The following is a 24,500-nucleotide window of genomic DNA, read 5'->3' on the forward strand; positions in this document are numbered from 1 at the left end:
AGTCCGATCAGGACTCGGGTTCGACCGCCTTCATGCTCAGACGGATGCGGCCCTGCTTGTCCACTTCCAGGACCCGCACCGTCACCGAATCCCCTTCCGCGAGGAAATCGCCGACGCTCTCGACACGTTCGTCGGAGATCTGCGAGATGTGGACCAGACCGTCACGGCCCGGCAGGATCGAGACGAACGCCCCGAAGTCCATGATCTTCGCCACCTTCCCGGTGTACTGGCGCCCCACCTCGATATCCGCAGTCAGCTCTTCGATACGGCGCTTGGCCTCGAGGCCCGCCGCCTGATCGGTGGAGGCGACCTTCACCGTGCCGTCGTCCTGGATGTCGATGGTCGCGCCGGTCTCTTCGGTCAGTGCGCGAATGGTCGCCCCGCCCTTGCCGATCACGTCGCGGATCTTGTCCGGGTTGATCTTCATGGTGATGAAGCGCGGCGCGTGCGAGGACATCTCGTCACGATGATGCGGCAGCACTTCGTTCATGCATCCGAGGATATGCATGCGGCCCTCACGGGCCTGGGCCAGCGCCCGCTCCATGATCTCGCGGGTGATCCCGTCGATCTTGATGTCCATCTGCAACGCGGTCACGCCGTCGTTGGTGCCGGCCACCTTGAAGTCCATGTCCCCCAGATGGTCCTCGTCGCCGAGGATGTCGGAGAGCACGGCGAAGCGATCGCCTTCCTTGATCAGGCCCATCGCAATACCTGCAACCGGAGCCTTCAGCGGCACGCCGGCATCCATCAGCGCCAGCGAGGTACCGCAGACAGAGGCCATGGAGCTGGACCCGTTGGATTCGGTGATCTCGGAGACCACGCGAAGCACATAGGGGAAGTCCGCCTCGTTCGGCATCACCGCCTGCACGCCACGCTTGGCGAGGCGCCCGTGGCCGATCTCGCGGCGCTTGGGTGTCCCGACAAAGCCGGTTTCGCCGGTGCAGTAAGGCGGAAAGTTGTAGTGCAGCATGAAACGGTCGCGGCGCTCGCCTTCCAGGGCGTCGATGATCTGGGCATCGCGATCGGTGCCGAGGGTGGCCACCACCATTGCCTGCGTCTCGCCCCGGGTAAACACGGCGGAGCCGTGCGCGCGCGGCAGCACGCCCGTATCCACGTGGATCGGGCGCACCGTCTTGGTGTCGCGGCCATCGATGCGCGGGTTGCCGTCGAGGATACGATCACGGACCAGGCGGTACTCCAGGTCGTGGAAGGCCGTCTTCACGTCATCCAGGCTGGGCCCGGACTCATCTTCACTGACCAGGGCCTCCACGGCCTTGCCGCGCAGTTCGCCAATGCGCTGCGTGCGCGCCTGCTTCTCGGCGATCTGGTAGGCCTCCACCAGTTCTTCGCCGACCACCCCCTGGATCTGCTCCTCGAGCGATTCGAGCGACGCCGTCGGCTGCCACTCCCACGCGGGCTTGCCGGCCTCGGCCGCCAGTTCCTTGATTGCCTGGATCGCGGCCTGCATCTGCTCGTGGCCGTACATCACCGCACCCAGCATCACCTCTTCGGAGAGCTGGTTGGCCTCCGATTCGACCATCAGCACGGCGTTCTCGGTACCCGCCACGACAAGATCAAGGTCGGAATCCGCCAGGGCGCTGTAGGTCGGGTTCAGCAGGTACTCACCGGCGCGGTAACCGACTCGCGCGGCGCCAATCGGCCCGGCGAAGGGCACGCCGGAGAGCGCCAGCGCGGCCGAGGTCCCGAGCATCGCGGGGATATCGGGATCCACCTCGGGGTTGATCGACATTACCGTCGCGACCACCTGGGTCTCGTTCTTGAAGCCTTCCGGGAACAGCGGACGGATCGGTCGGTCGATCAGGCGACAAGTCAGGGTTTCCTTCTCGCTCGGACGCCCCTCGCGCTTGAAGAATCCACCCGGGATCTTGCCGGCCGCGTAGGTGCGTTCCTGGTAGTTCACGGTCAGGGGGAAGAAGTCTCGGCCCGGGTCGGCTTCCTTGCGAGCCACCACGGTGACCAGCACCACGGTCTCGGCCATATTGACGATGACGGCGCCACTGGCCTGACGAGCGATGTCACCGGTTTCGAAGGTGACCGTATGGTTTCCGTACTGGAATGACTTCTTGTATGCCACGTTATTTCCCGTTTCCCGTGTTCTTGCGACTTTGATGCCTGAATTCTGGCTCTCGCGACCCATTGGTGCGGGCCCGAAAGCGAACGGGCCCGCACCAATGGCGCGGGCCCGTCATGCCGGCCTTAGCGGCGCAGCCCAAGCTCCTGAACCAGGGCCTGATAGCGCTCCTGGTCATGACGCTTGAGATAGGTCAGCAACTTGCGGCGCGTGCTGACCATCTTCAACAGGCCGCGGCGCGAGTGATGATCCTGCTTGTGCTTGTCGAAGTGCCCCATCAGATGCTGGATGCGGGCCGTCAGCAGCGCGACCTGGACTTCCGGCGAACCGGTGTCGTTGGGATCGCGCTTGTGCTTCTCGACGATGGCCGATTTTTCTTCGGTGGTGAGCGACATGAAAACCTGACTCCTGAAAAATTTCTAAACCGTTAACCGACCAGTGGCGCTGGCGATAGGCGGGCAATGGTAGCACGACGCACGACGACGTGAACAGAAAGAGACCGGGCACGCTCAGGCCGGCGCGTGCGCCGCCGGCACGAACAAACGCCGCGCCCGGATCTGCCCGTCGGGGTCGCGAACACCGACCGCCAGGAAGCGGCCACCATCATCAAAAATCCGCACCAGGGGCCAGCCAGTATCCCCTTCGTACGGCGCATCCGCCGCCCCTGGGGCCTGCCCGACCACGGCGGTCGGCGCGGCCGGGTTGCCATGGCGCATGGCGGCGCTGGCGGCGGCGTCGAGCGTGACCGACGGCCAGTGCGCCAGCGCCGCCTCCGCCGGTTGCAGCAAGGCCTCGATGGCGGCGACCCCGCCCGCCTCGAAGGCCGCCTCAATGGCATCCAGCGAGACCATCGCGGCGGCGTCGAAGTGGCCGTGCCCGACCCGGTGCAACGTATCCACCGCCGCTCCACAACCGAGCGCATGCCCGATGTCGGCAACCAGCGAACGGATATAGGTCCCCTTGGAGCAATACACCGTCAAACGCAGGCCGTCCGCCGCGATCTGCTCGATCTCCAGGGAATGGATCTGCACCGGACGCGGGGGGCGATCCACCTCCACACCCTGACGCGCGAGCTCATACAGGCGCTTGCCCTGATGCTTTAGGGCCGAGACCATCGGCGGGACCTGCGCCTGGTCGCCACTGAACCGCCGCTCCAGCTCGCGCAGGGTGGCCGGCTCGATGGGCGGCACCGCCGCCTCGCGGATCACTGCGCCATCGAGGTCCGCGCTGTCCGTCTCCACCCCCAGGCGCGCCTCGGCGACATAGCGCTTGTCCGCATCCAGCAGCCAGCCGGAGACCTTGGTGGCCTGCCCGAAGCACAACGGCAAAAGGCCCGTCGCCCGCGGGTCCAGTGCCCCGGTATGACCGGCCTTCTTCGCCTGCAACAGATACTTGACCCGGCCCAGCGCCTGGTTGGAGCTGCGCCCCCGCGGCTTGTCCAGCAACAGGATGCCGTCGACCTCGCGCCGCTTGCTCGCCATGGATGAACCGCCCGGCCGAAAACGCCCGGGCTCAGGCCCCGCGTTCCGGTCCCTCGTCCGGATCGCGTCGCTCGTCGGAGCCACCGTCATCTGCCGCGCCGTCCCCATCCGGGGCCTCGGGATCGTCCGCATGATGCGCCCGATCCTCGGCCAGCGCCTGGTTGATCAGTGACGACAGGTGCGCGCCGCGCTCCGGCGTGTCGTCATAGATGAAGCGCAATTGCGGCACCGAGCGCAGACGCATGCGCTGCCCCAGGGCCCGGCGCAGAAAACCGGCGGCGCTGTTCAAGCCCTTCTGCGCCTCCTGACCCTTCTCGGCCCCGCCGAGCTGGGTGAAATACACTCGGGCATACGCCAGATCGCGCGACACCTCGACCCCGGCCAGCGTGATCATGCCGACCCGCGGGTCCTTGACCTCCATGCGGATGAGCTCGGCCAGCTCGCGCTGGATCTGCTCCCCGACTCGGTCGGAACGATGGAAGTCGCGGTTACCGGGCATCAGAGCGTCCGGGCCACCTCGACGCGCTGGAAGACCTCGATCTGGTCACCCGCCTTCACGTCGTTGTAGTTCTTCACCGCGATACCACATTCGGTACCGGCCTTGACCTCGTTCACATCGTCCTTGAAGCGACGCAGGCTCTCCAGCTCGCCCTCGTAGATTACGACGTTGTCGCGCAGCACGCGGATCGGGTTGCCCCGCTTGACCGCGCCCTCCATCACCAGACAGCCGGCCACCTGACCAAAGCCCGAGGCCTTGAACACGTCGCGCACCTGCGCCAGGCCGACGATCTCTTCGCGGATCTCGGCCGACAGCAGACCGGACAGCGCCTGCTTCACGTCGTCGATCGCCTCGTAGATCACCGAGTAGTAGCGCACGTCGATCTCGTTCTCCGCCGCGAGGCGCTTCGCGCCCGCATCGGCACGCACGTTGAACGCGATCACGATCGCCTCGGAGGCCATCGCCAGGTTCATGTCGGACTCGGAGATCCCGCCCACGCCGGCGGAGACCACCTTCACGCGGACCTCGTCGGTGGACAGCTTGATCAGCGACTCGCGCAAGGCCTCGGCCGAGCCCTGCACATCCGCCTTGATCAGGATGTTCACGGTCGCGATCTGGCCGTCCTGCATCTGGTTGAAGATGTTCTCCAGCTTCGACGCCTGCTGCGCGGCCAGCTTACGCTCGCGTTGCTTGGTGTCGCGATGTTCTGCGACCTCGCGGGCCGTCTTGTCATCGGCCACCACCAGCACCTCGTCGCCAGCGTCCGGCACCCCGGACAGGCCCAGGACCTCGACCGGCATCGACGGACCGACTTCCTTCACGGCCGTGCCGGTATCGTCGAACATCGCCCGCACGCGGCCGTATTCCTTGCCCGAGAGCACGATGTCGCCGTGCTTGAGCTTGCCGGACTGGACCAGAATGGTCGCCACCGGACCACGGCCTTTCTCCAGGCGCGATTCGATGACCACACCACGCGCCGGACCCTCGTCCGGGGCCTTCAGCTCCATCACCTCGGCCTGCAGCCCCAGGGACTCCAGCAGATCGTCGATCCCCTGGCCGGTATGGGCGGAGACCTGAATGAACTGGGTATCGCCGCCCCAGGACTCGGGGATTACCTCGTGCTGGGCCAGTTCGTTCATGACCCGATCCGGTTCGGCCTCGGGCTTGTCGACCTTGTTGACCGCCACGACCATCGGCACGCCCGCAGCCTTCGCATGCTGGATCGCCTCAATGGTTTGCGGCATCACGCCGTCATCCGCCGCAACCACCAGGATCACAATGTCGGTGGATTGGGCGCCGCGGGCACGCATCGCGGTAAACGCGGCATGCCCCGGCGTATCCAGGAAGGTCACGCCATCGTGGTTGTTCTTCACGTGGTAGGCGCCGATGTGCTGGGTAATCCCGCCTGCCTCGCCAGAGGCGACCTTCTCCTTGCGGATATAGTCCAGCAGCGAGGTCTTCCCGTGGTCGACGTGACCCATCACGGTCACCACCGGCGGCCGCGGACGGGCCTCGGCATTCTGCTCGAGACCGGTATCGATCTCGTCCTCGACCGAGGTTTCCTTCGCGGCGATCGGGTTATGCCCCATCTCCTCGACCACCAGCATCGCGGTGTCCTGGTCAATCGACTGATTGATGGTCGCCATCACGCCCATGCCCATCAGGGCCTTGATCAGCTGCGGCGCCTTGATCGCCATCGCCTGGGCCAAGTCGGCCACGGTAATGGTTTCCGGCACCTCGACATCCCGCACTACCGGCGCGGTCGGCTTGGCAAAGCCGTGCTTGCTGGTCACGGCCTGAGCCGCTGCGGACTGAGCCTTGCGGCTCTCGCCCTTCTTGCGGCGACCGCGGCGGTCCCCGGCTACATGCAGCTCCTTGCGCTCGTCCTTGCGACCACCCTTGCGGGCGCCCTTGCCGGCCTTGGCATCGGCTGCCGGGGCAGCCGCCGGAGCGGCCTGCCGCGCTGCGGCTTCGCGCTCCAACCGTGTCTGTTCTTCCTTCTCGCGCTTGGCCTCCTGGGCCTCGAGCTCTTTCGCCCGACGCTTCTGGCGTTCTTCGCGTTCAACGGCTTCCTGCTTGCGCGCGTCGGACGCCTTGCGCTGGGCTTCGCGCTCGGCCTCCACCTGCAGCGCCAGCTGCTCGGTACGGCTGAGCGCACGCTTCGGCTTCTCGGGCACGGGCTCCGGTTCGGCAGCGGGCTCCTCGACCGGGGCCTCTTCGGCCACCTCGGGCTCCGGCTCGGCCGGGGTCTCGACGACCGGCTCTTCGGCCTTGGGCTCCTCGACCGGCACCTCTTCGGCGACCGGGGTCTCGTCCTCGACCGGGGCCTCGGGGGCCGTCTCTTCCGCCGGGTCGGCGGCACGGACTTCTTCCGGGGCCTCGGGCGCCGGGGCCTGTTGCTCTTCGGCCACCGGGGCCTCTTCCACCGGGGCCTCGGGCTGCGCCTCGGCCGGCTTGGGCTTCAGGGTCCGCTTCTTGCGCACCTCGACGTTAACCGTCTTGGAGCGCCCCTGGCCGGAGCTGACCTTGAGGGTCTGCGCCTGGGTCCGGCGCTTCAGGGTCACGCGCCCTGCGTCGCCCTCGCCATGCGCCTGACGGAGGTGATCGAGCAGCTTGCGCTTTTCGGCATCGGTGATCGCCGCTTCCGGACCATCGACCTCGACGCCCGCCTCCTTGAGCTGAACCATGAGGCGGTCAACCGGTGTTCCCACCGATTCCGCGAATTGCTGCACTGTCATTTGCGCCATGGCGCCTACCTCCATTCCAGATTCTTTTCAGGCCAACCGACAGCCTGTGATACGCGTCCGCGAGACGAGCGACCGGGGCTTACTCCCCGGTTTCGAACCACGGGGCGCGCGCCGTCATAATCAGCGCCGACGCCTCTTCCGTATCCAGGCCGGTCATCTCGACCACGTCGTCGGATGCCTGCTCCGCCAGGTCCTCCATGGTGCACACGCCATGTGACGCCAGCTTGTTCGCCAGCGCCGGGCTCATGCCTTCCATGCCGAGGAGATCCTCCGCGGGCTGATAGCCATCGCCACCCTCGGCCGCGATGGCCTTGGTCAGGAGCGCGTCGCTCGCACGATTGCGCAGCTCCTCGACCATGGCCTCGTCGAACTCCTCGATCGCCAGCAGTTCTGCCTCTTCCACATAGGCCACTTCGTCCAGGGTCGTAAAGCCTTCCTGAACCAGGATGCTGGCAACTTCCTCGTCGACATCCAGGGCCTCCATGAAGAACGCGACCAACTGCTGGGCCTCGGCGTCGCTCTTTTCGGCCGCCTGTTCCTCGGTCATCACGTTCAGTTCCCAGCCGGTCAGCTGGGAGGCCAGGCGGATGTTCTGGCCGCCACGGCCGATGGCCAGCGACAGCTTGTCTTCCTCGACCGCGATATCCATCGACTGCTTGTCCTCGTCGACCACGATCGACAGGACCTCCGCCGGCGACATCGCATTGATCACGAACTGAGCCGGATTCTCGTCCCAGACAATGATGTCGATGCGCTCGCCGGCCAGCTCGTTGGACACCGACTGCACACGCGAGCCGCGCATGCCGACGCAGGCGCCGACCGGATCCAGACGCGGGTCGTTGGAGCGCACCGCAATCTTGGCACGCATACCCGGGTCACGGGCCGCGCCCATGATGTCGATAATGTTCTGGCCGACCTCGGGCACCTCGAGCTTGAACAGCTCCATCAGGAACTCCGGCGCGGTTCGGCTGAGGATCAACTGCGGGCCACGGGCCTCGGGGCGGATCTCCTTGAGATAGCCGCGCAGCCGGTCATTGGTACGCACGGTCTCGCGCGGGATCATGTGTTCGCGCGGGATCAGGGCCTCGGCGTTGCTCCCGAGGTCCACATAGGTGCCATTGCGATCCGTACGCTTGACGATCCCCATGACCAGCGTGCCAACGCGATCCTGGTACTCCGCGACGACCTTGGCTCGCTCGGCCTCGCGTACTTTCTGCACGATGACCTGCTTCGCGGCCTGGGCCGCAATGCGACCGAAGTCCACGGCCTCGACCGGCTCCTCGATCACGTCGCCGACCTGGGCATCCGGATTCTTCTGCTGGGCATAGGACAGCAGCGTCTGGTATTCCGGGGATTCGAACTCGGGGTCCTCGTCGTCCACCACGGTCCAGCGCCGGAAGGCCTCGTAATCACCCTCCTCGCGGTCGATGCTCACGCGAACGTCCATCTTGCCGCCGTGGTACTTGCGGGTCGCCATCGCCAGGGCCGATTCCAGGGCTTCGAAGATGATGCCCTTCTCCACTCCCTTCTCGTTCGCCACGGCATCAGCGACCAGCAGGATCTCCTTGTTCATGTCTTGCCTCTCCGCACTCGGCAGTTGCCTGCCGATTCAACAAAAAGCGTAGCAGCGCCCCGGACTACAGCTATTTTTTATAGCTGCTCAAGGACACGCGCGTTGTGGATCGCGGCCAGCGGCAGCTCGTAGGCCATGCCGTCCACTTCCACCTCGATCATCGGATCTTCCACCGACAGCAGTACGCCACGGAAATTGCGGCGGTCATGCTCCGGCCATGCCAGACGCACCTTCACCGGATGACCGATGTAGGTCCGGAACTGCTCGGGGGTAAACAGAGGGCGTTCGATACCGGGGCTGGACACCTCCAGGGTGTAGTTCCCCTTCAGAGCCTCCTCGACCTCGATGACCGCACCGGCCTGATCGCTGACGCGCGCGCAATCGTCCACCGTGACGCCATTCTCGCCATCGATATAGATCCGCACGACAGGCGGCGTGGAACCGGAGTGATACTCCAGCCCCCACAGCTGCATGCCTTCCCCCTCGACAACCGGGGTCAGCAGTGTTTTCAGTTGTTCAGCCTTCTGCGACAAGGGCGTCTCGATCGACTCCGTCCCTTTGGCGGGACCCGGAAACAAAAAAAGGGCGCCGAACGCCCCTCGTACACCTCTCCAGATGACAGCAACACCTTGGGTGCTGCGAGGCGCGCGGGAGCGCGGCCCAAGGGCGATTCACCACACCGGGCGAAGACCCTTAACAAAAAGGCCCCGTACGGGGCCTCTCTGACAATTGGTAGCGGGGGCAGGATTTGAACCTGCGACCTTCGGGTTATGAGCCCGACGAGCTGCCAGACTGCTCCACCCCGCATCCGAGACGCAGAACTATACCAAAGCGGCGACCCGCCCCGCAAGGGCTGTCGCCAATTATTTACTACCGTGCCCGGCGCTGGCCAGCCCGCAGGTGTGGACGCAGGTCGTAGCGCCAGATGTATCCGGGCAGGGCAAACATCGCGAACAGCGACAGGGTGATCACGTAGAACTCCCAACCCTGCGGATGGATACCGCCGGTCGCCTGGAACTCCAGCCCCTTCCCGATGGCGCCGATCACGATATACAGCACCAGCCATTCGCCAATGCGGGTCCACGGCCCCTTGATGCCACTCTCCGGCACCACCATCAGGCCGATACGATCACTGAGCCAGGGCAGGTTGGCGCTGATAAACGCCACCACCACAAACCCCCAGACTAGAACATCAAACGGAATCCACTGTGTCACGAGTTACCCGATAATTGCGTAGTGGGTTAAAGACAGCAGCAGACCCGGGAAAATTCCCAACAGCAGCACCGCAAGCCCATTAATGCTAAGCGCAGCGGCCAGCGCACCGGACGGCTGGACCGGCTCCTCCGCACCTTCCTGGGGGTCGTCGAAGAACATCATCTTGACCACACGCAGGTAGTAGAAGGCGCCAATGATCGAGAAGATCACCGCGACGATCGCCAGCCAGACCAGTTCCGCGCCCACGGCGGCCTGGATCACCGCCAGCTTGGCGTAGAAGCCGACCGTCGGCGGTACACCGGCCATGGAGAACAACAGGAGCAGCATGATGAACGCAAACCAGGGGTTGCGCTTGGCGAGCCCCTTGAAGTCATCGATCTGGTCCGCTTCGTACCCCTTGCGCGACAGGAACACAATCATCCCGAAACCACCGGCGGCCGTGATCGCGTAGACGATCACGTAGAACATGGCCGAGGCGTACCCGCTGTCGGTGCCCGCCAGGATCCCCATGAACAGGAACCCGATATGGGCAATGGTCGAATAGGCCAGCATGCGCTTGATGCTGGTCTGGGCGATCGCGATCACGTTGCCCACGGCGAGCGACAGGACTGCGAGGATAATCAGCATGCCCTGCCAGTCGGCGTGCAGTGGGCCCATCCCTTCCACCAGCAGCCGCATCAGGAAGGCGAATGCCGCAATCTTCGGCGCCGTGGCGATGAACAGCGTGACCGCGGTGGGGGCACCGTCGTAGACGTCCGGCACCCACATATGGAACGGCACCGCCCCCAGCTTGAACGCGATGGCGACCACCAGGAACACCAGACCGAAGACCAGCGGGACGTTCATGCTCTCGTCCGCAGCCACCAATTCGGCGGCGATCACGGCAATATCCAGCGAACCGGTCATGCCATAGATCATGGACATGCCGTAGAGCAGCAAACCGGATGCCAGCGCGCCCAGCACGAAGTACTTCATGGCCGCCTCGGTGGCGCGCGAGTTGTCGCGCCAGAACGCGACCAGCGCGTAGGACGACAGCGACAGCAACTCCAGGCCCAGGTACAGGGTCAGCAGGTTGTGCCCCGAGATCATGATCATCATGCCGAGCACCGCGAACAGGCCCAGCACGTAGAACTCGCCCTTGTGGATACCGCGCTCCATCAGGTACGGACGGGCATACAGGAAGACCAGGAAGCTGGTCACGTACACCGCCACCTTCAGGATGTCGGCCATCGGGTCCTTCACGAAGGTATCCGAGAAGGTCAGGACCGTCTCCGGCCCCATCATCCACAGTGTCAGACCAGCCGCCGCGACCAGGGTCGCCTGCACCAGGCCGTAGGTGACATCACGCCGCGAATCCGGCAGGAACGCGTCGATCACCAGGATCAGGCACGCCATCCCGAGCACGAACATCTCGGGCACGGCGGGGAGGAAATTGGGGATCTCGAAATTCATGTCAGGCGCCCCTTCAGAGCTTCGACTGCGCGATATGCGCCACGAGGTGGTCGATGGTCGCGTTCATCACATCCAGCAGCGGGGCCGGCCATACGCCCAGCAGCAGCGTGAAGAAGGCCAGCACGCCCATCAGGAAGAACTCGCGGCGATTCATGTCGGAAAGACCGGCCACGTTCTCATTGGCCACCGCGCCGAAGATCACGCGCTTGACCAGCCACAGGGTGTAGCCAGCGGCCAGGATCAGGGTGGTAGCGGCGAGGAAGGCGATCCAGAAATCCGCCTTGAACGCGGCCAGGATGACCATGAACTCGCCGACGAATCCGGAGGTGCCCGGCAGGCCGGTGTTGGCCATGGCGAACAGCACGAAGAACGCGGCGAACCACGGCATGGTGTTCACCACACCGCCGTAGTCGGCGATCTGCCGGCTGTGCAGGCGGTCGTACAGCACCCCCACCGCGAGGAACATCGCCGCCGAGATGAAGCCATGCGAGATCATCTGCACCATGCCGCCGGCGATACCCAGCGAGGCGCCTTCCCAGTCACCGGTGTTGGAGTAGATGTAGAAGGCGAGGAAGAAGCCCAGGGTCACGAAGCCCATGTGCGCGATCGACGAATACGCGATCAGCTTCTTCATGTCGCTCTGGATCAGCGCCACCAGACCGATGTAGACGATCGCGATCAGCGACAGCACGATCATCATGGTGTCGAGCACGGCGCTGGCATCCGGGGTGATCGGCAGTGAGAAGCGCAGGAAGCCATAGCCCCCGATCTTCAGCATGATCGCCGCCAGGATCACCGAGCCGCCAGTGGGCGCCTCCACGTGGGCATCCGGCAGCCAGGTATGCACCGGGAACATCGGGATCTTCACCGCGAACGCCATGAAGAACGCGAGGAAGATCAGGATCTGCGCGGTCAGGCCGATCTGCAGGGCATGGAAATCCTGGATCAGGAAGCTGCCGGACTGGATGTACATCCAGATCAGCGCGACCAGCATGAACACCGAACCGAGGAAGGTGTAGAGGAAGAACTTGAGGGTGGCGTAGACACGTCGCGGACCGCCCCAGATCCCGATCACCAGGAACATCGGGATCAGCATCGCCTCGAAGAACACGTAGAACAGCACCGCATCCATCGATGCGAACATGCCGATCATCAGGCCTTCCATCACCAGCATCGCGGCCATGTAGTAGGCGATGCGGTCCTTCACCGATTCCCACGCGGCAACCACGACGACCACAGTGATCAGCGTGGTCAGCAGGATCAGCGGCATGGAGATGCCGTCCACACCCAGGTGGTAGTTCACGTTGAACGCCGGGATCCAGGAGGCCAGCTCCTGGAATTGCATCTCGGCGGTCCCCCGCTCGAACACGAACCAGAGCGGCAGGCTGACGACAAAGGTCGCTACGGCCACCGCGAGCCCGAGCCGACGCGCCACATGGGGCGCGTCGCGCCCGGCGGCGAGCACCAGGAAGCCGCCGAGAATCGGCAGCCAGATCAACAGACTCAAGATAGGCCAGTCAGCAAACATGGTCGTTCCTTGAAACAGCGATGGGCTTCGAGCGCATGGGTGTCGAAGCCGCTCAGATCACGAAGGCGAACATCAAGACCAGCAGGCCGATGATCATCACGAACGCGTAGTGGTAGAGGAAGCCGGACTGCATGTGACGGACACGCGACGAGATCCAGCCGATCGAGCGCGCCGTGCCATTGACCAGCAAGCCGTCGATGATCAGCGCGTCACCATAGCGCCACAGCGCCCGCCCGAGACGCACCGACCCGCCGGCAAAGAACCAGTCGTTGAAGCGGTCGAAGCCGTACTTGTCCTCGAGGATGCGCACCCCGAGCTTCAGGCGCTCGGCGATTAACGCCGGCAGTTCCGGGCGCTTCATGTACAGGTACCAGGCGGTCGCCAGGCCAGCCATTGCCAGCCAGAACGCCGGCAGCATCAGACCGTGCAGTACAAAGCCGATGACCCCGGTGTAGGTCTCGCCCTTGGTCGCCAGCACATCCTGCTCCGGCAGCACGAACAAGCTGTTGGCGAAGAAGTCACCAAACAACATCGGACCGATGAAGTAGCCAGCCACGACCGACGGGATCGCCAGCAGGATCAGCGGCACGGTCACCACCCACGGCGACTCCTTCGGCTGCAACGGACCGTGGTGGTGGTCATCGCCATGCTCATCGTCGTGTTCGTCGCCGTGGTCCGGCATGTACTTGTGTGCCTGGTCATAGCGCTCCTCGCCGTGGAACACCATGAAGAACATGCGGAAGGTGTATAGCGCGGTGACGAACACCCCGGCCAGCACCAGCCAGTAGGCGAACGTGGCCCCCGGGGTATCGGAATAGCCCACCGCCTCGATGATCGCGTCCTTGGAGAAGAACCCGGAGAAGAACGGGAAGCCGATCAACGCCAGTGACCCGATGAGCGCCGTCACGTAGGTGATCGGCATGTACCGACGCAGGCCGCCCATCGCGCGCATGTCCTGCAGGTGGTGCATGGCGATGATCACCGAGCCGGCCGCCAGGAACAGCAGCGCCTTGAAGAAGGCGTGGGTCATCAGGTGGAACAGCCCCGCGGCGTACGCCGACGCACCCAGCGCCACGGTCATGTAACCCAGCTGGGACAGCGTCGAATAGGCGACCACGCGCTTGATGTCGTTCTGCACCAGCCCGATCAGGCCCATGAAGAACGCAGTGATCGCGCCGATGATGAGAATGAACGACAGCGCCGCGACCGAGAACTCGTACAGCGGCGACATGCGCGCGACCATGAAGATGCCCGCGGTCACCATGGTGGCCGCGTGGATCAGCGCGGAGATCGGCGTCGGGCCTTCCATGGAATCCGGCAGCCAGACGTGCAGCGGCACCTGGGCAGATTTCCCCATCGCACCGATGAACAGGAAGATCAGCGCCAGGTCCAGCAGGCCGAAGGTCCAGCCCGGCCAGATCGTGATCGTGGCCTCGCTCATCGCCTGGCCTTCGGCGAACACCTCGGTGTAGTTGAGGCTGCCGGTATAGAACACCAGCGCGGCGATGCCGATCAGGAAACCGAAGTCCCCGACCCGGTTCACGATGAACGCCTTCATGTTCGCGTAGGTCGCGGTCGGGCGCTTGTACCAGAAGCCAATCAGCAGATAGGAGACCAGCCCCACGGCCTCCCAGCCGAAGAACAGCTGCATGAAGTTGTTCGCCATCACCAGCATCAGCATGGAGAAGGTGAACAACGAGATGTACGCAAAGAAGCGCTGATAGCCTGGATCGTCCTTCATGTACCCGATGGTGTAGATGTGCACCATCAGGGAGACGAAGGTGACCACGAGCATCATCATCGCGGTCAGGTTGTCGACCAGGAACCCGACTTCGAACTGGATGCCGTCCGACACCAGCCAGGTGTAGAGGGTCTCGTTGTAGACCCCGGCATCCCCGAAGACATGCGCCCAGAAGACCACCACAGACAGGATGAACGACACCGCCACCCCCAGGATGGTGACGGTGTGCGCCCCGGCACGGCCAATCTGGCGACCGAACAGGCCGGCGGCGATCGCGCCGAACAGTGGCGCCAGAACAATGAGCAGATAGATCGTATCCATGGCCGTTTATCCCTTCATTGCATCCATGTCCTGGACGTTGATGGTTCCGCGATTACGGAACAGCAACACCAGGATGGCGAGGCCGATGGCCGCCTCGGCCGCGGCGACGGTCAGGATGAAGAACACGAACACCTGGCCCGCGAGGTCCTGCAGGAAGAACGAGAAGGCAATGAAGTTGATGTTCACCGCGAGCATCATCAGCTCGATGCACATCAACAGCACGATCACGTTTTTCCGGTTCAGGAAGATCCCGGCCACGCTAATGGAAAACAAAAGCGCGGCCAGCACCAGGTAGTGCTCTAGCGTAATCATGTTCTAGCCCTGAGTTCTTTCGGGGACGTTGGCCGCCCCCGGTGTCCGGGTCCCGGCGCGCGGCCGGGATGCCTGTGTACTCGGTGTGCCTACTTCGAGCCGTCGTCCCTGCCCGGGGCGTTCGCCCCGGACCCCTGCGCACCCCGGCGCGGGGCTTCTTTCTTCTCCGACGGCATGGCGACCATGCGCACCCGCCCTTCGCGGGAGACCGCCATCTGCTTGCCCGGGTCGATCGACTTGTTGTCCGGCCGCTTGCGCATGGTCAGCGAGATCGCGGCGATGATCGCGACCAGCAGGATGACCGCGGCAATCTCGAACGGATAGACGTACTCGGTGTACAGGATCGCGCCCAGGGCCTCGGTGTTGGCGTACTCGGGGCCGGCGCGCTCGGGGGCGTCCATGGTGATGTAGCGGGTAATCACCAGCACCAGCACGGTGGCCATGGCCAGCGCCACCACGATCCCCGCCGGCAGATACTCGGCGAAGCCCTCGCGCAGTTTGGCGAGGTTGATGTCCAGCATCATCACCACGAACAGGAACAGCACCATGACCGCGCCGACGTACACCAGCACCAGGACGATGCCCAGGAACTCGGCCTCCGCCATGACCCACAATGCCGCGGCGGCAACAAAGCAAAGCACCAGGAACAGCGCCGCATGCACCGGGTTGCGCACGCTGATCATCGCCAGCGCGCCTCCCAGCAGGATCGCACCGAACAGGTAGAAAAGGACAAGCTCGAAGGTCATGAGGCGTTCCCTGCGTTACCGGTAGGGGGCGTCGACCGCGCGGGCCTGCGCGATCTCTTTCTCGAAGCGGTCACCAATGGCCAGGAGCTTGTCCTTGGTCATGATCTGCTCGCCCCGGTTCTCGAAGTGGTACTCGAAAAGGTGCGTCTCGACGATGGAATCCACCGGACAGGCCTCTTCGCAGAAGCCGCAGAAGATGCACTTGAACAGGTCAATGTCGTAGCGCGTGGTCCGCCGCGTGCCGTCGTCGCGCTCCTCGGAGTCGATGGTGATTGCCAGCGCCGGGCACACCGCCTCGCACAGTTTGCAGGCGATGCAGCGCTCTTCGCCGTTGGGATAACGGCGCAGGGCGTGCAGTCCGCGGAAGCGCGGCGACATCGGCGTCTTCTCGTCCGGGTATTGCACGGTGAACTTGCGGCTCAACAGGTAACGCCCGGTCAGGCGCAGCCCCAGCAGCAGCTCGAAGAACAGGAAACTCTTGAAGAAACGGCGCACGGCTTTCATCACGATCTCCTCAGGCGAACCACGGGCCGACGTTGAACGCGACCAGCACGCCCTCGACAAACAGCCAGACGATGGTCACCGGGATCAGGACCTTCCAGCCCAGGCGCATGATCTGGTCATAGCGATAGCGCGGGAAGGTGGCGCGGAACCACAGGAAGGCGAACAGGAACACCGCCGTCTTGAACAGGAACCAGTGAATCCCGTGATCCAGCAGCGCCCCGATCACCGGCCAGTCGAACACGGCGGCCGGCAGGATGCCCTGGAACGGCGACAGCCAGCCCCCCAGGAACAGGATCGCAGTCAGCGCCGAGATCAGGATCATGTTGGCGTATTCGGCCAGGAAGAACACCGCGAACGCCATGCCGGAGTATTCCACATGGAACCCGGCCACGATCTCGGACTCGCCCTCCGCGACGTCGAAGGGCGCACGGTTGGTCTCCGCGATCCCGGAGATGAAGTACACGAAGAACATCGGCAGCAACGGCAGCAGGAACCAGTGGTACATGCTCCCGGACTGCGCCTCGATAATCCCGCCCACGTTCAGGGTGCCGGCAGCCATCAGCACGCCCACCAGGGCGAAGCCCATCGCGATCTCGTAGGAGACCAGTTGCGCGGCCGAGCGCAGCGAGCCCAGCAGCGCGTACTTCGAGTTCGAGGCCCAGCCCGCGATGATGATGCCGTACACACCGAGGGAGGTCAGCGCCAGCAGATACAGCAGGCCGGCGTTCACGTCCGCCAGGGCCCCGCCGTCGAAAAACGGAACCACCGCCCAGGCCGCCAAAGCCGGCGCAATCGTAAGCACCGGGGCGCTGAGGAACAGGAAGCGATTGGCGTTGGTCGGGAGGATGACCTCCTTGGTCAACAGCTTCAGGGCGTCCGCGATCGGCTGCAACCAGCCGCGCGGGCCCACCCGGTTCGGGCCGATGCGCACGTGGGCGTAACCGATGACCTTGCGTTCGGCGAAGGTCGTGTAGGCCACGGCCAGCATCAGCGGAATCACGATCAGCTGAATGCCGATCAGGATCTGCATGACCGTCGGAAGGCTGTAGAAGAGGTTCATCATCCAGTCGAACATGTCTTAAGTCCCTCAGGCCCGCGCCAGCGTGACCGTGGTGTTCGGCAGGCCGAGGGCCCCCATGGCCGCGGAGCCCGCAAAGGTCACGGCCAGACCCGGCGGCACCGAATCGTCCAGCAACAGGGTCAATTCCGTTTCGGCCTTGCCCTGACGCAGTCGCACGCGGCTGCCATGGGCGTGCTCGCCGGCGGACTCGGGATGCACCAGCACGCTCTCGGCCAGCAGCCCTTCTGGGCTGGTCTGCAGCGGCTCGGCACGGCGCACCAGCGGATCGCCGCTGTAGAGTGCGGCCGCCTGCACACGGTACAGACCGTCGCCCGCGCCGGCCTCGGGCACCTCCACCTGCACCTTGTTGAGGTTGACACCGGTATCGAAGCTGGCTTCCGCCAGCTGGCCCTTCAGCTCGTCCCGCACTGCGGGCGAATCCAGGTAATCGAAGCCGCTCTGGTCGAGCAGATTGCCCAGCACGCGCCAGACCTTCCAGCCCGGCCGGGCGTCATCCGGGGCGCGCGAGGCGGCGCGGAAACTCTGCCAGCGGCCCTCGGCGTTCACGAAGGTCCCGGATTGCTCAAAGCTTGTGGCGATCGGCAGCAGCACATCCGCCACAGCCTCCAGTTCAGGCGTGGCGAAGCTGTTCAGGGCGACCACCAGACCGGCACGCTCCAGGGCTGCCTGGAAGGCCGCCGGATCGACCCCATCGCGGCCCGGCTCCAGCCCGGCGATCACGAATGCATCGCGTCCCTGTTCGAGCATCTCGGCGGCATTCGTACCGGCGACATCCAGCTCCGCCCCACCCGGGCCACGATGCGGCAGGACGCCAGCCAGCCAGGCACCCGCGGCATTCGCGCCCTGCGGCAGGTAGCCCAGGCTGGCACCGGTATGTTTGGCGATCCAGCCTGCCAGGGCCCGCAACGTGGCGAAAGCTGGCCCATTGATTGCGGCGGCGCCCAGCAGCACATGGCCCCGCTTCCCGTCCAGCAGCGCACGGGCTGCGCGTTCGAAGGCTTCCCGCGTCTCGCCGTCGTCTGTCGCGGCCGCCTTGACGATCTTTTCCAGCTTTTTCGGCAGCGACTTGCCGGCCGCGGCGAGCTGCCCGGCGATCCCGGCGAGCGCCAGGACCTGGTCGTGCTCGTCGCCCACCAGCTGGGCCTGAACCGGATAGGTCAGGTCCAGCAGCATGTCGTTGATCAGGCTCACATGTGCACCGCGCGAGGCCGCCTTGCGCAGGCGGTGTGCCAGCAATGGCTGCTCGCGGCGCGGGTTGCTGCCCACCAGCAGAACGGCATCCGCGTTTTCGAGCTCGCCAATCGCGACCCCCAGATACGGGAACAGCGGGGCCGCCGCCTCGTCGCGGAAATCGCGCTGATTCACGCGGTGATCGATGTCGGTGACACCCATGCCCCGCAGCACTTTTTGCGCCAAGTAGTGTTCTTCCAGCGAGAGTGCAGGCGAGAGCAACGCGCCCACGCGCGCCGGGGCCACTTCCTTCAGGCCCTCGACGGCGTAGCTCAATGCGGTCTCCCAGGAGACCTCCTGCCACTGGCCGTCGACCTTGATCCGTGGGCGGGTCAGTCGATCCTCCGCATACAGACCGGTGTAGCTGAAGCGATCGCGGTCGGAGATCCAGGTCTCGTTGACCGCGTCGTTCTCGCGCGGGACGACCCGCATCGCACGGCCGTCGTCGGTATGCAGGAACAGATTGGAGCCGACCGCATCATGCGGGGCAATCGTCGCCGCCTGCGCGTATTCCCAGGCACGCGCGCTGTAGCGCGACGGCTTGGCGGTCAGCGCCCCAACCGGACACAGGTCGATCACGTTGCCGGAGAGCTCGTGGGCCACGGTCTTCTCGACGTAGGTGCCGATGCGCATGTGCTCGCCGCGTCCGGTCGCGCCCAGCTCGCGCACCCCGGCGATCTCCTCGCCGAAGCGCACACAACGAGTGCAGTGGATGCAGCGGGTCATCTCGGTCTCGATCAGCGGACCGATGTCCTTGTCCTTCACCACGCGCTTGGCTTCGGTATAGGTGGACACGCTCTCGCCGTAGCCCATGGCCACGTCCTGCAGCTCGCACTCGCCGCCCTGGTCACAGATCGGGCAGTCCAGCGGATGGTTGATCAGCAGGAACTCCATGGTCCCCTTCTGCGCGCGTAGCGCCAGCGGGGACTGGGTGTACACCTTCATGCCGTCCATCACCGGCGTGGCGCAGGCCGGCAACGGCTTGGGTGCCTTTTCCACCTCGACCAGACACATACGGCAGTTGGCCGCCACCGACAGCTTCTTGTGGTAGCAGAACCGCGGAATGCGGATATCGGCATCATCGGCGACATCGATGAGCATGGCGCCCTTGGGCGCCTCCACCGTACGGCCGTCAATCTCGATGCTGACCAGATCTTGTTTCTGATCCTGACTCATGCTCGATTCCTGATGCGATGGCGCGGTAGAGCGTCAGGCGGCGTCTGCCACCGGGCTCCGGCCGTGCTGGATGTAGTATTCGAATTCGTGGCGGAAATGCTTGACGAAGCTGCGCACCGGCATGGCGGCGGCGTCGCCCAGGGCGCAGATGGTATGGCCCTCGATCTTGCTGGCCACGTCGTCCAGCCGTTCCAGGTCCTCGGGTCGGCCCTGGCCCTCGACGATGCGAGTAAGCATGCGGTAGAGCCAGCCGGTCCCCTCGCGGCAGGGCGTGCACTGGCCACAGGACTCGGAGAAATAGAAGCGAGAGATCCGCTGCAGGGACTTCACCATGTCGGCGGTCTCGTCCATCACGATCACCGCCCCGGAACCCAGCATGGAACCGGCATGCGCGATGGAATCGAAGTCCATGTTGGCCTTCAGCATCACGTCGCCCGGTACCACCGGCACCGATGATCCGCCCGGGATCACCGCCTTCAGCTTGCGCCCGTTCAGCACACCGCCAGCCATTTCCAGCAGATCCTTGAACGGAGTGCCCAGTGGGATCTCGAAGTTGCCCGGCTTGTTCACGTGCCCGGACACCGAGAACAGCTTCTCGCCCCCGGACTTGGGCACACCCAGATCCGCGAACCACTGGCCGCCGTTGCGGATGATCGACGGGATCGAGGCGAGCGACTCGGTGTTATTGATCGTGGTCGGCTTGCCGTACAGGCCGTAGTTGGCCGGAAACGGGGGCTTGAAGCGCGGCTGGCCCTTCTTGCCTTCCAGCGATTCCAGCAGCGCCGTCTCTTCGCCACAGATATAGGCGCCCGCCCCCAGCGACGGATGCAGATCGAAGTCCACCCCCGAGCCGAAAATGTCCTTGCCGAGGTAGCCGGCTTCGTAGGCCTCCTGCAGCGCGGCCGTAAAGCGCGTGTTCACTTCGTCCATGAACTCGCCGCGCATGTAGTTGTAGCCCACCGTCGCGCCGATCGCGTACCCAGCGATCGCCATCCCCTCGATCAGCGCATGCGGGTTGTACATCAGGATCTCGCGATCCTTGCAGGTACCCGGCTCGGATTCATCCGAGTTGCAGACGATGTACTTCTGCCCCGGGCTGTTGCGCGGCATGAACGACCACTTGAGACCGGTTGGGAAACCCGCACCTCCGCGGCCGCGGAGGTTGGAGGTCTTGACCTCCTCGATCACGTCCTCGGGGGCCATCTTGCCCTTGTAGACCTTCTCCAGCGCCTGATAGCCGCCGACGCTCTTGTAGGTCTCGAGCGCGGCGGCGTTGTCCAGGTAACGCGTCGCAAAGCAGATCTGGTTGGCCATGCTACTTCTCCAGACCGTCGAGGATCTCGTCGACCCGCTCGGGGGTGAGATTCTCGTAGTACTTGTGGTCCACCTGCATCATCGGGGCGCCGCAACAGGCTGCAAGGCACTCCTCTTCCAGCTTCAGGTAGAACTTGCCGTCCGGTGTACTCTCGCCGCGCTTGATGCCCAGACGCTTCTCGAGATGCTCGATGATCGGCTCGGCGCCGCGCAGCATGCAGGAGATGTTGTCGCACACCATGATGGTGTGCTTGCCCACCGGCTCCAGTTCGTACATGGAGTAGAACGAACCCACCTCGTACACCGCGATCGCCGGCAGCCCGAGATAGTCGGCCACGGCATCCATCTTCGCGGTGGAGAGATAGCCATCCTCGTGCTGCACCGCACGCAGAGCCCCCAGAACGGCCGAGCGCTTTTGATCCTCGGGATAGCGCGCCAGCCAGGCGTCGATTTCTTCGCGCTCGTGCGCGCTCAGCTCGACCTTCTTCGCGGCGTGCTTGTGGAAGGCGACAGTTTTCTGTTCGGCAGCCATCAGCGGTCGATCTCCCCGAATACGATGTCCTGAGTCCCGATGATGGCGACCACATCGGCCAGCATGTGGCCGCGCGCCATCTCGTCCAGCGCGGACAGGTGCACAAAGCCCGGCGGACGGACCTTCAGACGATACGGTTTGTTGGAACCATCCGAGACCAGGTAGACCCCGAACTCGCCCTTCGGATGCTCGATCGCCGCGTAGGCCTCGCCTTCCGGCAGGCACATGCCCTCGGTGAACAGCTTGAAGTGGTGGATCAGGGCCTCCATGTCGGCCTTCATCTCCTCGCGCTTTGGCGGGGTGATCTTGTGATCCTCGAGGAGCACCGGGCCCGGATTCTGGCGCAGCCAGTCCACACACTGACGAATGATGCGGTTCGACTGGCGCATCTCCTCGATGCGCACCAGGTAGCGGTCGTAACAATCGCCGTTGGTGCCCACCGGGATGTCGAAATCGAGACGGTCGTAGACCTCGTAGGGCTGCTTCTTGCGCAGGTCCCACTCGATTCCCGAGCCGCGCAGCATCGGGCCGGTGAAGCCCAGCTGCTTCGCACGATCCGGGTCGACCACGCCGATCCCGACAGTGCGCTGCTTCCAGATCCGGTTATCGGTCAGCAGGGTCTCGTACTCGTCCACGCAGCCGGGGAAGCGCTCGGTAAACGCCTCGATGAAGTCCAGCAACGAGCCCTGACGGATCTTGTTCAGGTCATCCACCACCTCCTGCGACTTCCAGGAGGACGGTTGATACTTCGGCATCGTGCCGGGCAGGTCCCGCGCGACACCGCCAGGGCGGTAATAGGTCGCGTGCATGCGCGCACCCGAGACCGCCTCGTAGCAGTCCATCAGGTCCTCGCGCTCACGGAAGGCGTACAGGAACACCGCCATGGCGCCGATATCCAGCGCATGCGCCCCCAGCCACATCAGGTGGTTCAGGATGCGGGTGATCTCGTCGAACATCACCCGGATGTACTGCGCGCGCAGCGGGGCCTCGATGCCCAGCAGCTTTTCCATCGCGAGCACATAGCCGTGCTCGTTAGCCATCATGGACACGTAGTCCAGACGGTCCATGTAGCCGATCGACTGGTTGTACGGCTTGCTCTCCGCGAGCTTCTCGGTGCCGCGGTGCAGCAGGCCGATGTGCGGGTCGGCCCGCTGCACCACCTCGCCATCCATCTCCAGCACCAGGCGCAATACGCCGTGGGCGGAGGGATGCTGCGGCCCGAAGTTCAGGGTGAAGTTGCGAATCTCAGGCATTCTCGGCTCCTTCGCCCGGCTTCTCGCCCTCGCTGTAGCGATGGTCGGCGCGGATCACCTTGGGCACCAGCACGCGCGGCTCGATCGTCACCGGCTGGTACACCACACGGGCCTGCTCGGCGTCATAACGCATCTCGACATGCCCGATCAGCGGGAAGTCCTTGCGGAACGGATGCCCCACAAAGCCGTAGTCCGTGAGGATGCGGCGCAGGTCCGGATGCCCGGAGAACAGGATGCCGAACAGATCGAAGGCCTCGCGCTCGAACCAGTTGGCCGAGGCCCAGACGTCCACGAGGGATTCGACCTCGGGGAACTCCTCGTCACTGAGCCAGGCGCGCATCCGCACGCGGCGGTTATGCTCGAGCGACAGCAGGTGGGCCACCACGGTGAACCGCGGGCCGTCCCAGTTGGAATCTTCCGGAGCATCATCGAAGGTGAAACGCCCGGAGGTCGCCGCTTCGACACCGCGGGAAAAGCCCGTATTGGTGGCGGAGTCGGTGCCCCATTCGTCCTGCCCGTATTCGAGGTAGTCCACCCCGCACAGGTCGATCAGGATCTCGAAGCCCAGGGCGTCGCGCAGCTTCTCGCCCGCCTCGCGCCAGGAGCCCGGTGCGATATCGACAGTAATCTCGCCGTTCGCCTCGTGCAGGCTTTCCAGGGCATCGCCCAGTTCCGCCCGCAGGGCGTCGGTCCAGTTGTCTTGTTCAGCCATCTGCTACCCCGGGTGCGTCAGCGCGCGATCGTGTTCGTGCGCCGGATCTTGTTCTGCAGCTGGATAATGCCGTAGAGCAGCGCCTCCGCCGTCGGCGGGCACCCCGGCACGTAGACATCCACCGGCACGATGCGGTCGCAACCGCGCACCACCGCATAGGAGTAGTGGTAGTACCCGCCCCCGTTGGCGCAGGAGCCCATGGAGATCACCCAGCGCGGCTCGGGCATCTGGTCGTAGACCTTGCGCAGAGCCGGCGCCATCTTGTTGACCAGGGTGCCGGCCACAATCATCACGTCCGACTGGCGCGGGCTCGGCCGAAAGATGATCCCGAAGCGGTCGAGGTCGTAGCGCGCGGCACCGGCATGCATCATCTCCACCGCGCAGCACGCGAGACCGAAGGTCATCGGCCAGAGCGACCCGGTGCGGGCCCAGTTGATGAGCTTGTCCGCCGAGGTGGTGACGAAGCCCTTCTCAAGAACGCCTTCTATTCCCATTCCAGCGCCCCCTTCTTCCACTCGTAGATGAAACCGACGACCAGAATGACAAGAAACAGGGCCATCGCAAGAAGCCCGAACAGGCCAATGGTGTCTAGCGACACGGCCCACGGGAAGAGAAACGCGATCTCGAGATCAAAGATGATGAACAGGATCGCGACCAGGTAGAAGCGGACATCGAACTTCAGCCGCGAATCCTCGAAGGCCTCGAAGCCGCACTCGTAGGGCGAATTTTTCGCCGCGTCCGGCTTGTGCGGACCCACGGCCATACCGACCACCAGCGGCACGACGCCGATCACGATGCCTACTGCGATGAACAGCAGGATGGGTAAATAACCTTCCAGCATTTCTCTCTCCCGTACGCCGCCTCAGGCGGGCAGGTTCGCGAGGCGTCGCGTGGATCGAGCGCGCCGGCGAGCCGTTCAGCGTTGCTGGTTGAAAGCGCGGGTACGACTCGGTCCCGCACAGACGCGGCAGAGCCGTACACCGGGCACGGA

Annotated in this window: 22 protein-coding genes and 1 tRNA gene; all 23 read right to left on the bottom strand. The window is 64.6% G+C overall.

Going from position 1 to position 24,500, the window contains the following annotated elements:
- Positions 1-7 precede the first annotated feature (7 nt).
- The 23 genes from pnp to F622_RS0105335 all read right to left on the bottom strand — a co-directional run bounded on the left by pnp (position 8) and on the right by F622_RS0105335 (position 24,350).
- Positions 8-2,095 (bottom strand): polyribonucleotide nucleotidyltransferase, encoded by a 2,088-nt coding sequence (gene pnp, locus F622_RS0105225; RefSeq protein WP_019571463.1) that lies wholly within the window; start codon positions 2,093-2,095, stop codon positions 8-10.
- Positions 2,096-2,217: 122 nt separating this feature from the next.
- Complete coding sequence (gene rpsO, locus F622_RS0105230) at positions 2,218-2,487, bottom strand: 30S ribosomal protein S15 (protein WP_018146218.1); 270 nt, start codon at positions 2,485-2,487, stop codon at positions 2,218-2,220.
- 114 nt (positions 2,488-2,601) lie between these two features.
- Positions 2,602-3,573 (bottom strand): tRNA pseudouridine(55) synthase TruB, encoded by a 972-nt coding sequence (truB, locus tag F622_RS0105235; protein ID WP_019571464.1) that lies wholly within the window; start codon positions 3,571-3,573, stop codon positions 2,602-2,604.
- Positions 3,574-3,604: 31 nt separating this feature from the next.
- Positions 3,605-4,072 (bottom strand): 30S ribosome-binding factor RbfA, encoded by a 468-nt coding sequence (gene rbfA, locus F622_RS0105240; protein WP_018167892.1) that lies wholly within the window; start codon positions 4,070-4,072, stop codon positions 3,605-3,607.
- The gene (gene infB / locus F622_RS0105245) at positions 4,072-6,834 is read right to left on the bottom strand and encodes a translation initiation factor IF-2 (RefSeq protein WP_019562676.1); all 2,763 of its coding nucleotides are present in this window, start codon (positions 6,832-6,834) and stop codon (positions 4,072-4,074) included. The genes rbfA and infB overlap by 1 nt, the downstream gene beginning before the upstream one ends.
- A gap of 64 nt (positions 6,835-6,898) precedes the next feature.
- Positions 6,899-8,392, bottom strand: coding sequence for a transcription termination factor NusA (gene nusA, locus F622_RS0105250; protein WP_019562675.1), 1,494 nt, complete (start codon positions 8,390-8,392; stop codon positions 6,899-6,901).
- Positions 8,393-8,469: 77 nt separating this feature from the next.
- On the bottom strand, positions 8,470-8,925 hold the full coding sequence (gene rimP, locus F622_RS0105255; protein WP_018167894.1) for a ribosome maturation factor RimP: 456 nt from the start codon (positions 8,923-8,925) through the stop codon (positions 8,470-8,472).
- A gap of 197 nt (positions 8,926-9,122) precedes the next feature.
- Positions 9,123-9,199 (bottom strand) — tRNA-Met (locus tag F622_RS0105260).
- A gap of 63 nt (positions 9,200-9,262) precedes the next feature.
- Positions 9,263-9,607, bottom strand: coding sequence for a DUF2818 family protein (locus F622_RS0105265; protein WP_026287928.1), 345 nt, complete (start codon positions 9,605-9,607; stop codon positions 9,263-9,265).
- A gap of 3 nt (positions 9,608-9,610) precedes the next feature.
- Complete coding sequence (nuoN, locus tag F622_RS0105270) at positions 9,611-11,059, bottom strand: NADH-quinone oxidoreductase subunit NuoN (protein ID WP_018167896.1); 1,449 nt, start codon at positions 11,057-11,059, stop codon at positions 9,611-9,613.
- Positions 11,060-11,072: 13 nt separating this feature from the next.
- On the bottom strand, positions 11,073-12,587 hold the full coding sequence (locus F622_RS0105275) for an NADH-quinone oxidoreductase subunit M (protein WP_018167897.1): 1,515 nt from the start codon (positions 12,585-12,587) through the stop codon (positions 11,073-11,075).
- Between the two features lie 52 nt (positions 12,588-12,639).
- Positions 12,640-14,649: an NADH-quinone oxidoreductase subunit L gene (gene nuoL, locus F622_RS0105280; RefSeq protein ID WP_019571465.1), complete on the bottom strand. Its 2,010-nt coding sequence runs from the start codon at positions 14,647-14,649 to the stop codon at positions 12,640-12,642.
- A 6-nt stretch (positions 14,650-14,655) separates the two neighbouring features.
- On the bottom strand, positions 14,656-14,961 hold the full coding sequence (gene nuoK, locus F622_RS0105285) for an NADH-quinone oxidoreductase subunit NuoK (RefSeq protein WP_018141813.1): 306 nt from the start codon (positions 14,959-14,961) through the stop codon (positions 14,656-14,658).
- An 89-nt stretch (positions 14,962-15,050) separates the two neighbouring features.
- Positions 15,051-15,707, bottom strand: coding sequence for an NADH-quinone oxidoreductase subunit J (locus F622_RS0105290; protein WP_018146228.1), 657 nt, complete (start codon positions 15,705-15,707; stop codon positions 15,051-15,053).
- A gap of 15 nt (positions 15,708-15,722) precedes the next feature.
- Positions 15,723-16,211 (bottom strand): NADH-quinone oxidoreductase subunit NuoI, encoded by a 489-nt coding sequence (gene nuoI / locus F622_RS0105295; RefSeq protein ID WP_018146229.1) that lies wholly within the window; start codon positions 16,209-16,211, stop codon positions 15,723-15,725.
- Positions 16,212-16,221: 10 nt separating this feature from the next.
- Positions 16,222-17,286 carry an NADH-quinone oxidoreductase subunit NuoH gene (nuoH, locus tag F622_RS0105300; protein ID WP_018146230.1) on the bottom strand — a complete coding sequence of 355 codons (1,065 nt, stop codon included), beginning with the start codon at positions 17,284-17,286 and terminating at the stop codon, positions 16,222-16,224.
- 12 nt (positions 17,287-17,298) lie between these two features.
- Positions 17,299-19,698 carry an NADH-quinone oxidoreductase subunit NuoG gene (gene nuoG / locus F622_RS0105305; RefSeq protein ID WP_019571466.1) on the bottom strand — a complete coding sequence of 800 codons (2,400 nt, stop codon included), beginning with the start codon at positions 19,696-19,698 and terminating at the stop codon, positions 17,299-17,301.
- 33 nt (positions 19,699-19,731) lie between these two features.
- The gene (nuoF, locus tag F622_RS0105310) at positions 19,732-21,012 is read right to left on the bottom strand and encodes an NADH-quinone oxidoreductase subunit NuoF (RefSeq protein WP_018176461.1); all 1,281 of its coding nucleotides are present in this window, start codon (positions 21,010-21,012) and stop codon (positions 19,732-19,734) included.
- 1 nt (position 21,013) lies between these two features.
- Positions 21,014-21,544 carry an NAD(P)H-dependent oxidoreductase subunit E gene (nuoE, locus tag F622_RS0105315; RefSeq protein ID WP_018167902.1) on the bottom strand — a complete coding sequence of 177 codons (531 nt, stop codon included), beginning with the start codon at positions 21,542-21,544 and terminating at the stop codon, positions 21,014-21,016.
- The gene (locus F622_RS0105320) at positions 21,544-22,797 is read right to left on the bottom strand and encodes an NADH-quinone oxidoreductase subunit D (RefSeq protein WP_018146234.1); all 1,254 of its coding nucleotides are present in this window, start codon (positions 22,795-22,797) and stop codon (positions 21,544-21,546) included. The genes nuoE and F622_RS0105320 overlap by 1 nt, the downstream gene beginning before the upstream one ends.
- Positions 22,790-23,509: an NADH-quinone oxidoreductase subunit C gene (locus F622_RS0105325; RefSeq protein WP_018146235.1), complete on the bottom strand. Its 720-nt coding sequence runs from the start codon at positions 23,507-23,509 to the stop codon at positions 22,790-22,792. The genes F622_RS0105320 and F622_RS0105325 overlap by 8 nt, the downstream gene beginning before the upstream one ends.
- Before the next feature lie 17 nt (positions 23,510-23,526).
- Positions 23,527-24,003: an NADH-quinone oxidoreductase subunit B family protein gene (locus F622_RS0105330; RefSeq protein ID WP_012982122.1), complete on the bottom strand. Its 477-nt coding sequence runs from the start codon at positions 24,001-24,003 to the stop codon at positions 23,527-23,529.
- Positions 23,994-24,350 carry an NADH-quinone oxidoreductase subunit A gene (locus tag F622_RS0105335; RefSeq protein WP_018146236.1) on the bottom strand — a complete coding sequence of 119 codons (357 nt, stop codon included), beginning with the start codon at positions 24,348-24,350 and terminating at the stop codon, positions 23,994-23,996. The genes F622_RS0105330 and F622_RS0105335 overlap by 10 nt, the downstream gene beginning before the upstream one ends.
- Positions 24,351-24,500: the final 150 nt, after the last annotated feature.

It is taken from the genome of Thioalkalivibrio sp. ALMg3 (assembly GCF_000381225.1).
In the GTDB taxonomy this organism is placed as follows: domain Bacteria; phylum Pseudomonadota; class Gammaproteobacteria; order Ectothiorhodospirales; family Ectothiorhodospiraceae; genus Thioalkalivibrio; species Thioalkalivibrio versutus.

What these genes read in the sequence shown, in the direction of transcription:
- rpsO (WP_018146218.1), bottom strand. Translation starts at nt 2,487, where the DNA reads ATGTCGCTCACCACCGAAGAAAAATCGGCCATCGTCGAGAAGCACAAG.
- truB (WP_019571464.1), bottom strand. Translation starts at nt 3,573, where the DNA reads ATGGCGAGCAAGCGGCGCGAGGTCGACGGCATCCTGTTGCTGGACAAG.
- rbfA (WP_018167892.1), bottom strand. Translation starts at nt 4,072, where the DNA reads ATGCCCGGTAACCGCGACTTCCATCGTTCCGACCGAGTCGGGGAGCAG.
- infB (WP_019562676.1), bottom strand. Translation starts at nt 6,834, where the DNA reads ATGGAGGTAGGCGCCATGGCGCAAATGACAGTGCAGCAATTCGCGGAA.
- nusA (WP_019562675.1), bottom strand. Translation starts at nt 8,392, where the DNA reads ATGAACAAGGAGATCCTGCTGGTCGCTGATGCCGTGGCGAACGAGAAG.
- nuoN (WP_018167896.1), bottom strand. Translation starts at nt 11,059, where the DNA reads ATGAATTTCGAGATCCCCAATTTCCTCCCCGCCGTGCCCGAGATGTTC.
- F622_RS0105275 (WP_018167897.1), bottom strand. Translation starts at nt 12,587, where the DNA reads ATGTTTGCTGACTGGCCTATCTTGAGTCTGTTGATCTGGCTGCCGATT.
- nuoL (WP_019571465.1), bottom strand. Translation starts at nt 14,649, where the DNA reads ATGGATACGATCTATCTGCTCATTGTTCTGGCGCCACTGTTCGGCGCG.
- nuoK (WP_018141813.1), bottom strand. Translation starts at nt 14,961, where the DNA reads ATGATTACGCTAGAGCACTACCTGGTGCTGGCCGCGCTTTTGTTTTCC.
- F622_RS0105290 (WP_018146228.1), bottom strand. Translation starts at nt 15,707, where the DNA reads ATGACCTTCGAGCTTGTCCTTTTCTACCTGTTCGGTGCGATCCTGCTG.
- nuoI (WP_018146229.1), bottom strand. Translation starts at nt 16,211, where the DNA reads ATGAAAGCCGTGCGCCGTTTCTTCAAGAGTTTCCTGTTCTTCGAGCTG.
- nuoH (WP_018146230.1), bottom strand. Translation starts at nt 17,286, where the DNA reads ATGTTCGACTGGATGATGAACCTCTTCTACAGCCTTCCGACGGTCATG.
- nuoG (WP_019571466.1), bottom strand. Translation starts at nt 19,698, where the DNA reads ATGAGTCAGGATCAGAAACAAGATCTGGTCAGCATCGAGATTGACGGC.
- nuoF (WP_018176461.1), bottom strand. Translation starts at nt 21,012, where the DNA reads ATGGCCAACCAGATCTGCTTTGCGACGCGTTACCTGGACAACGCCGCC.
- nuoE (WP_018167902.1), bottom strand. Translation starts at nt 21,544, where the DNA reads ATGGCTGCCGAACAGAAAACTGTCGCCTTCCACAAGCACGCCGCGAAG.
- F622_RS0105320 (WP_018146234.1), bottom strand. Translation starts at nt 22,797, where the DNA reads ATGCCTGAGATTCGCAACTTCACCCTGAACTTCGGGCCGCAGCATCCC.
- F622_RS0105325 (WP_018146235.1), bottom strand. Translation starts at nt 23,509, where the DNA reads ATGGCTGAACAAGACAACTGGACCGACGCCCTGCGGGCGGAACTGGGC.
- F622_RS0105330 (WP_012982122.1), bottom strand. Translation starts at nt 24,003, where the DNA reads ATGGGAATAGAAGGCGTTCTTGAGAAGGGCTTCGTCACCACCTCGGCG.
- F622_RS0105335 (WP_018146236.1), bottom strand. Translation starts at nt 24,350, where the DNA reads ATGCTGGAAGGTTATTTACCCATCCTGCTGTTCATCGCAGTAGGCATC.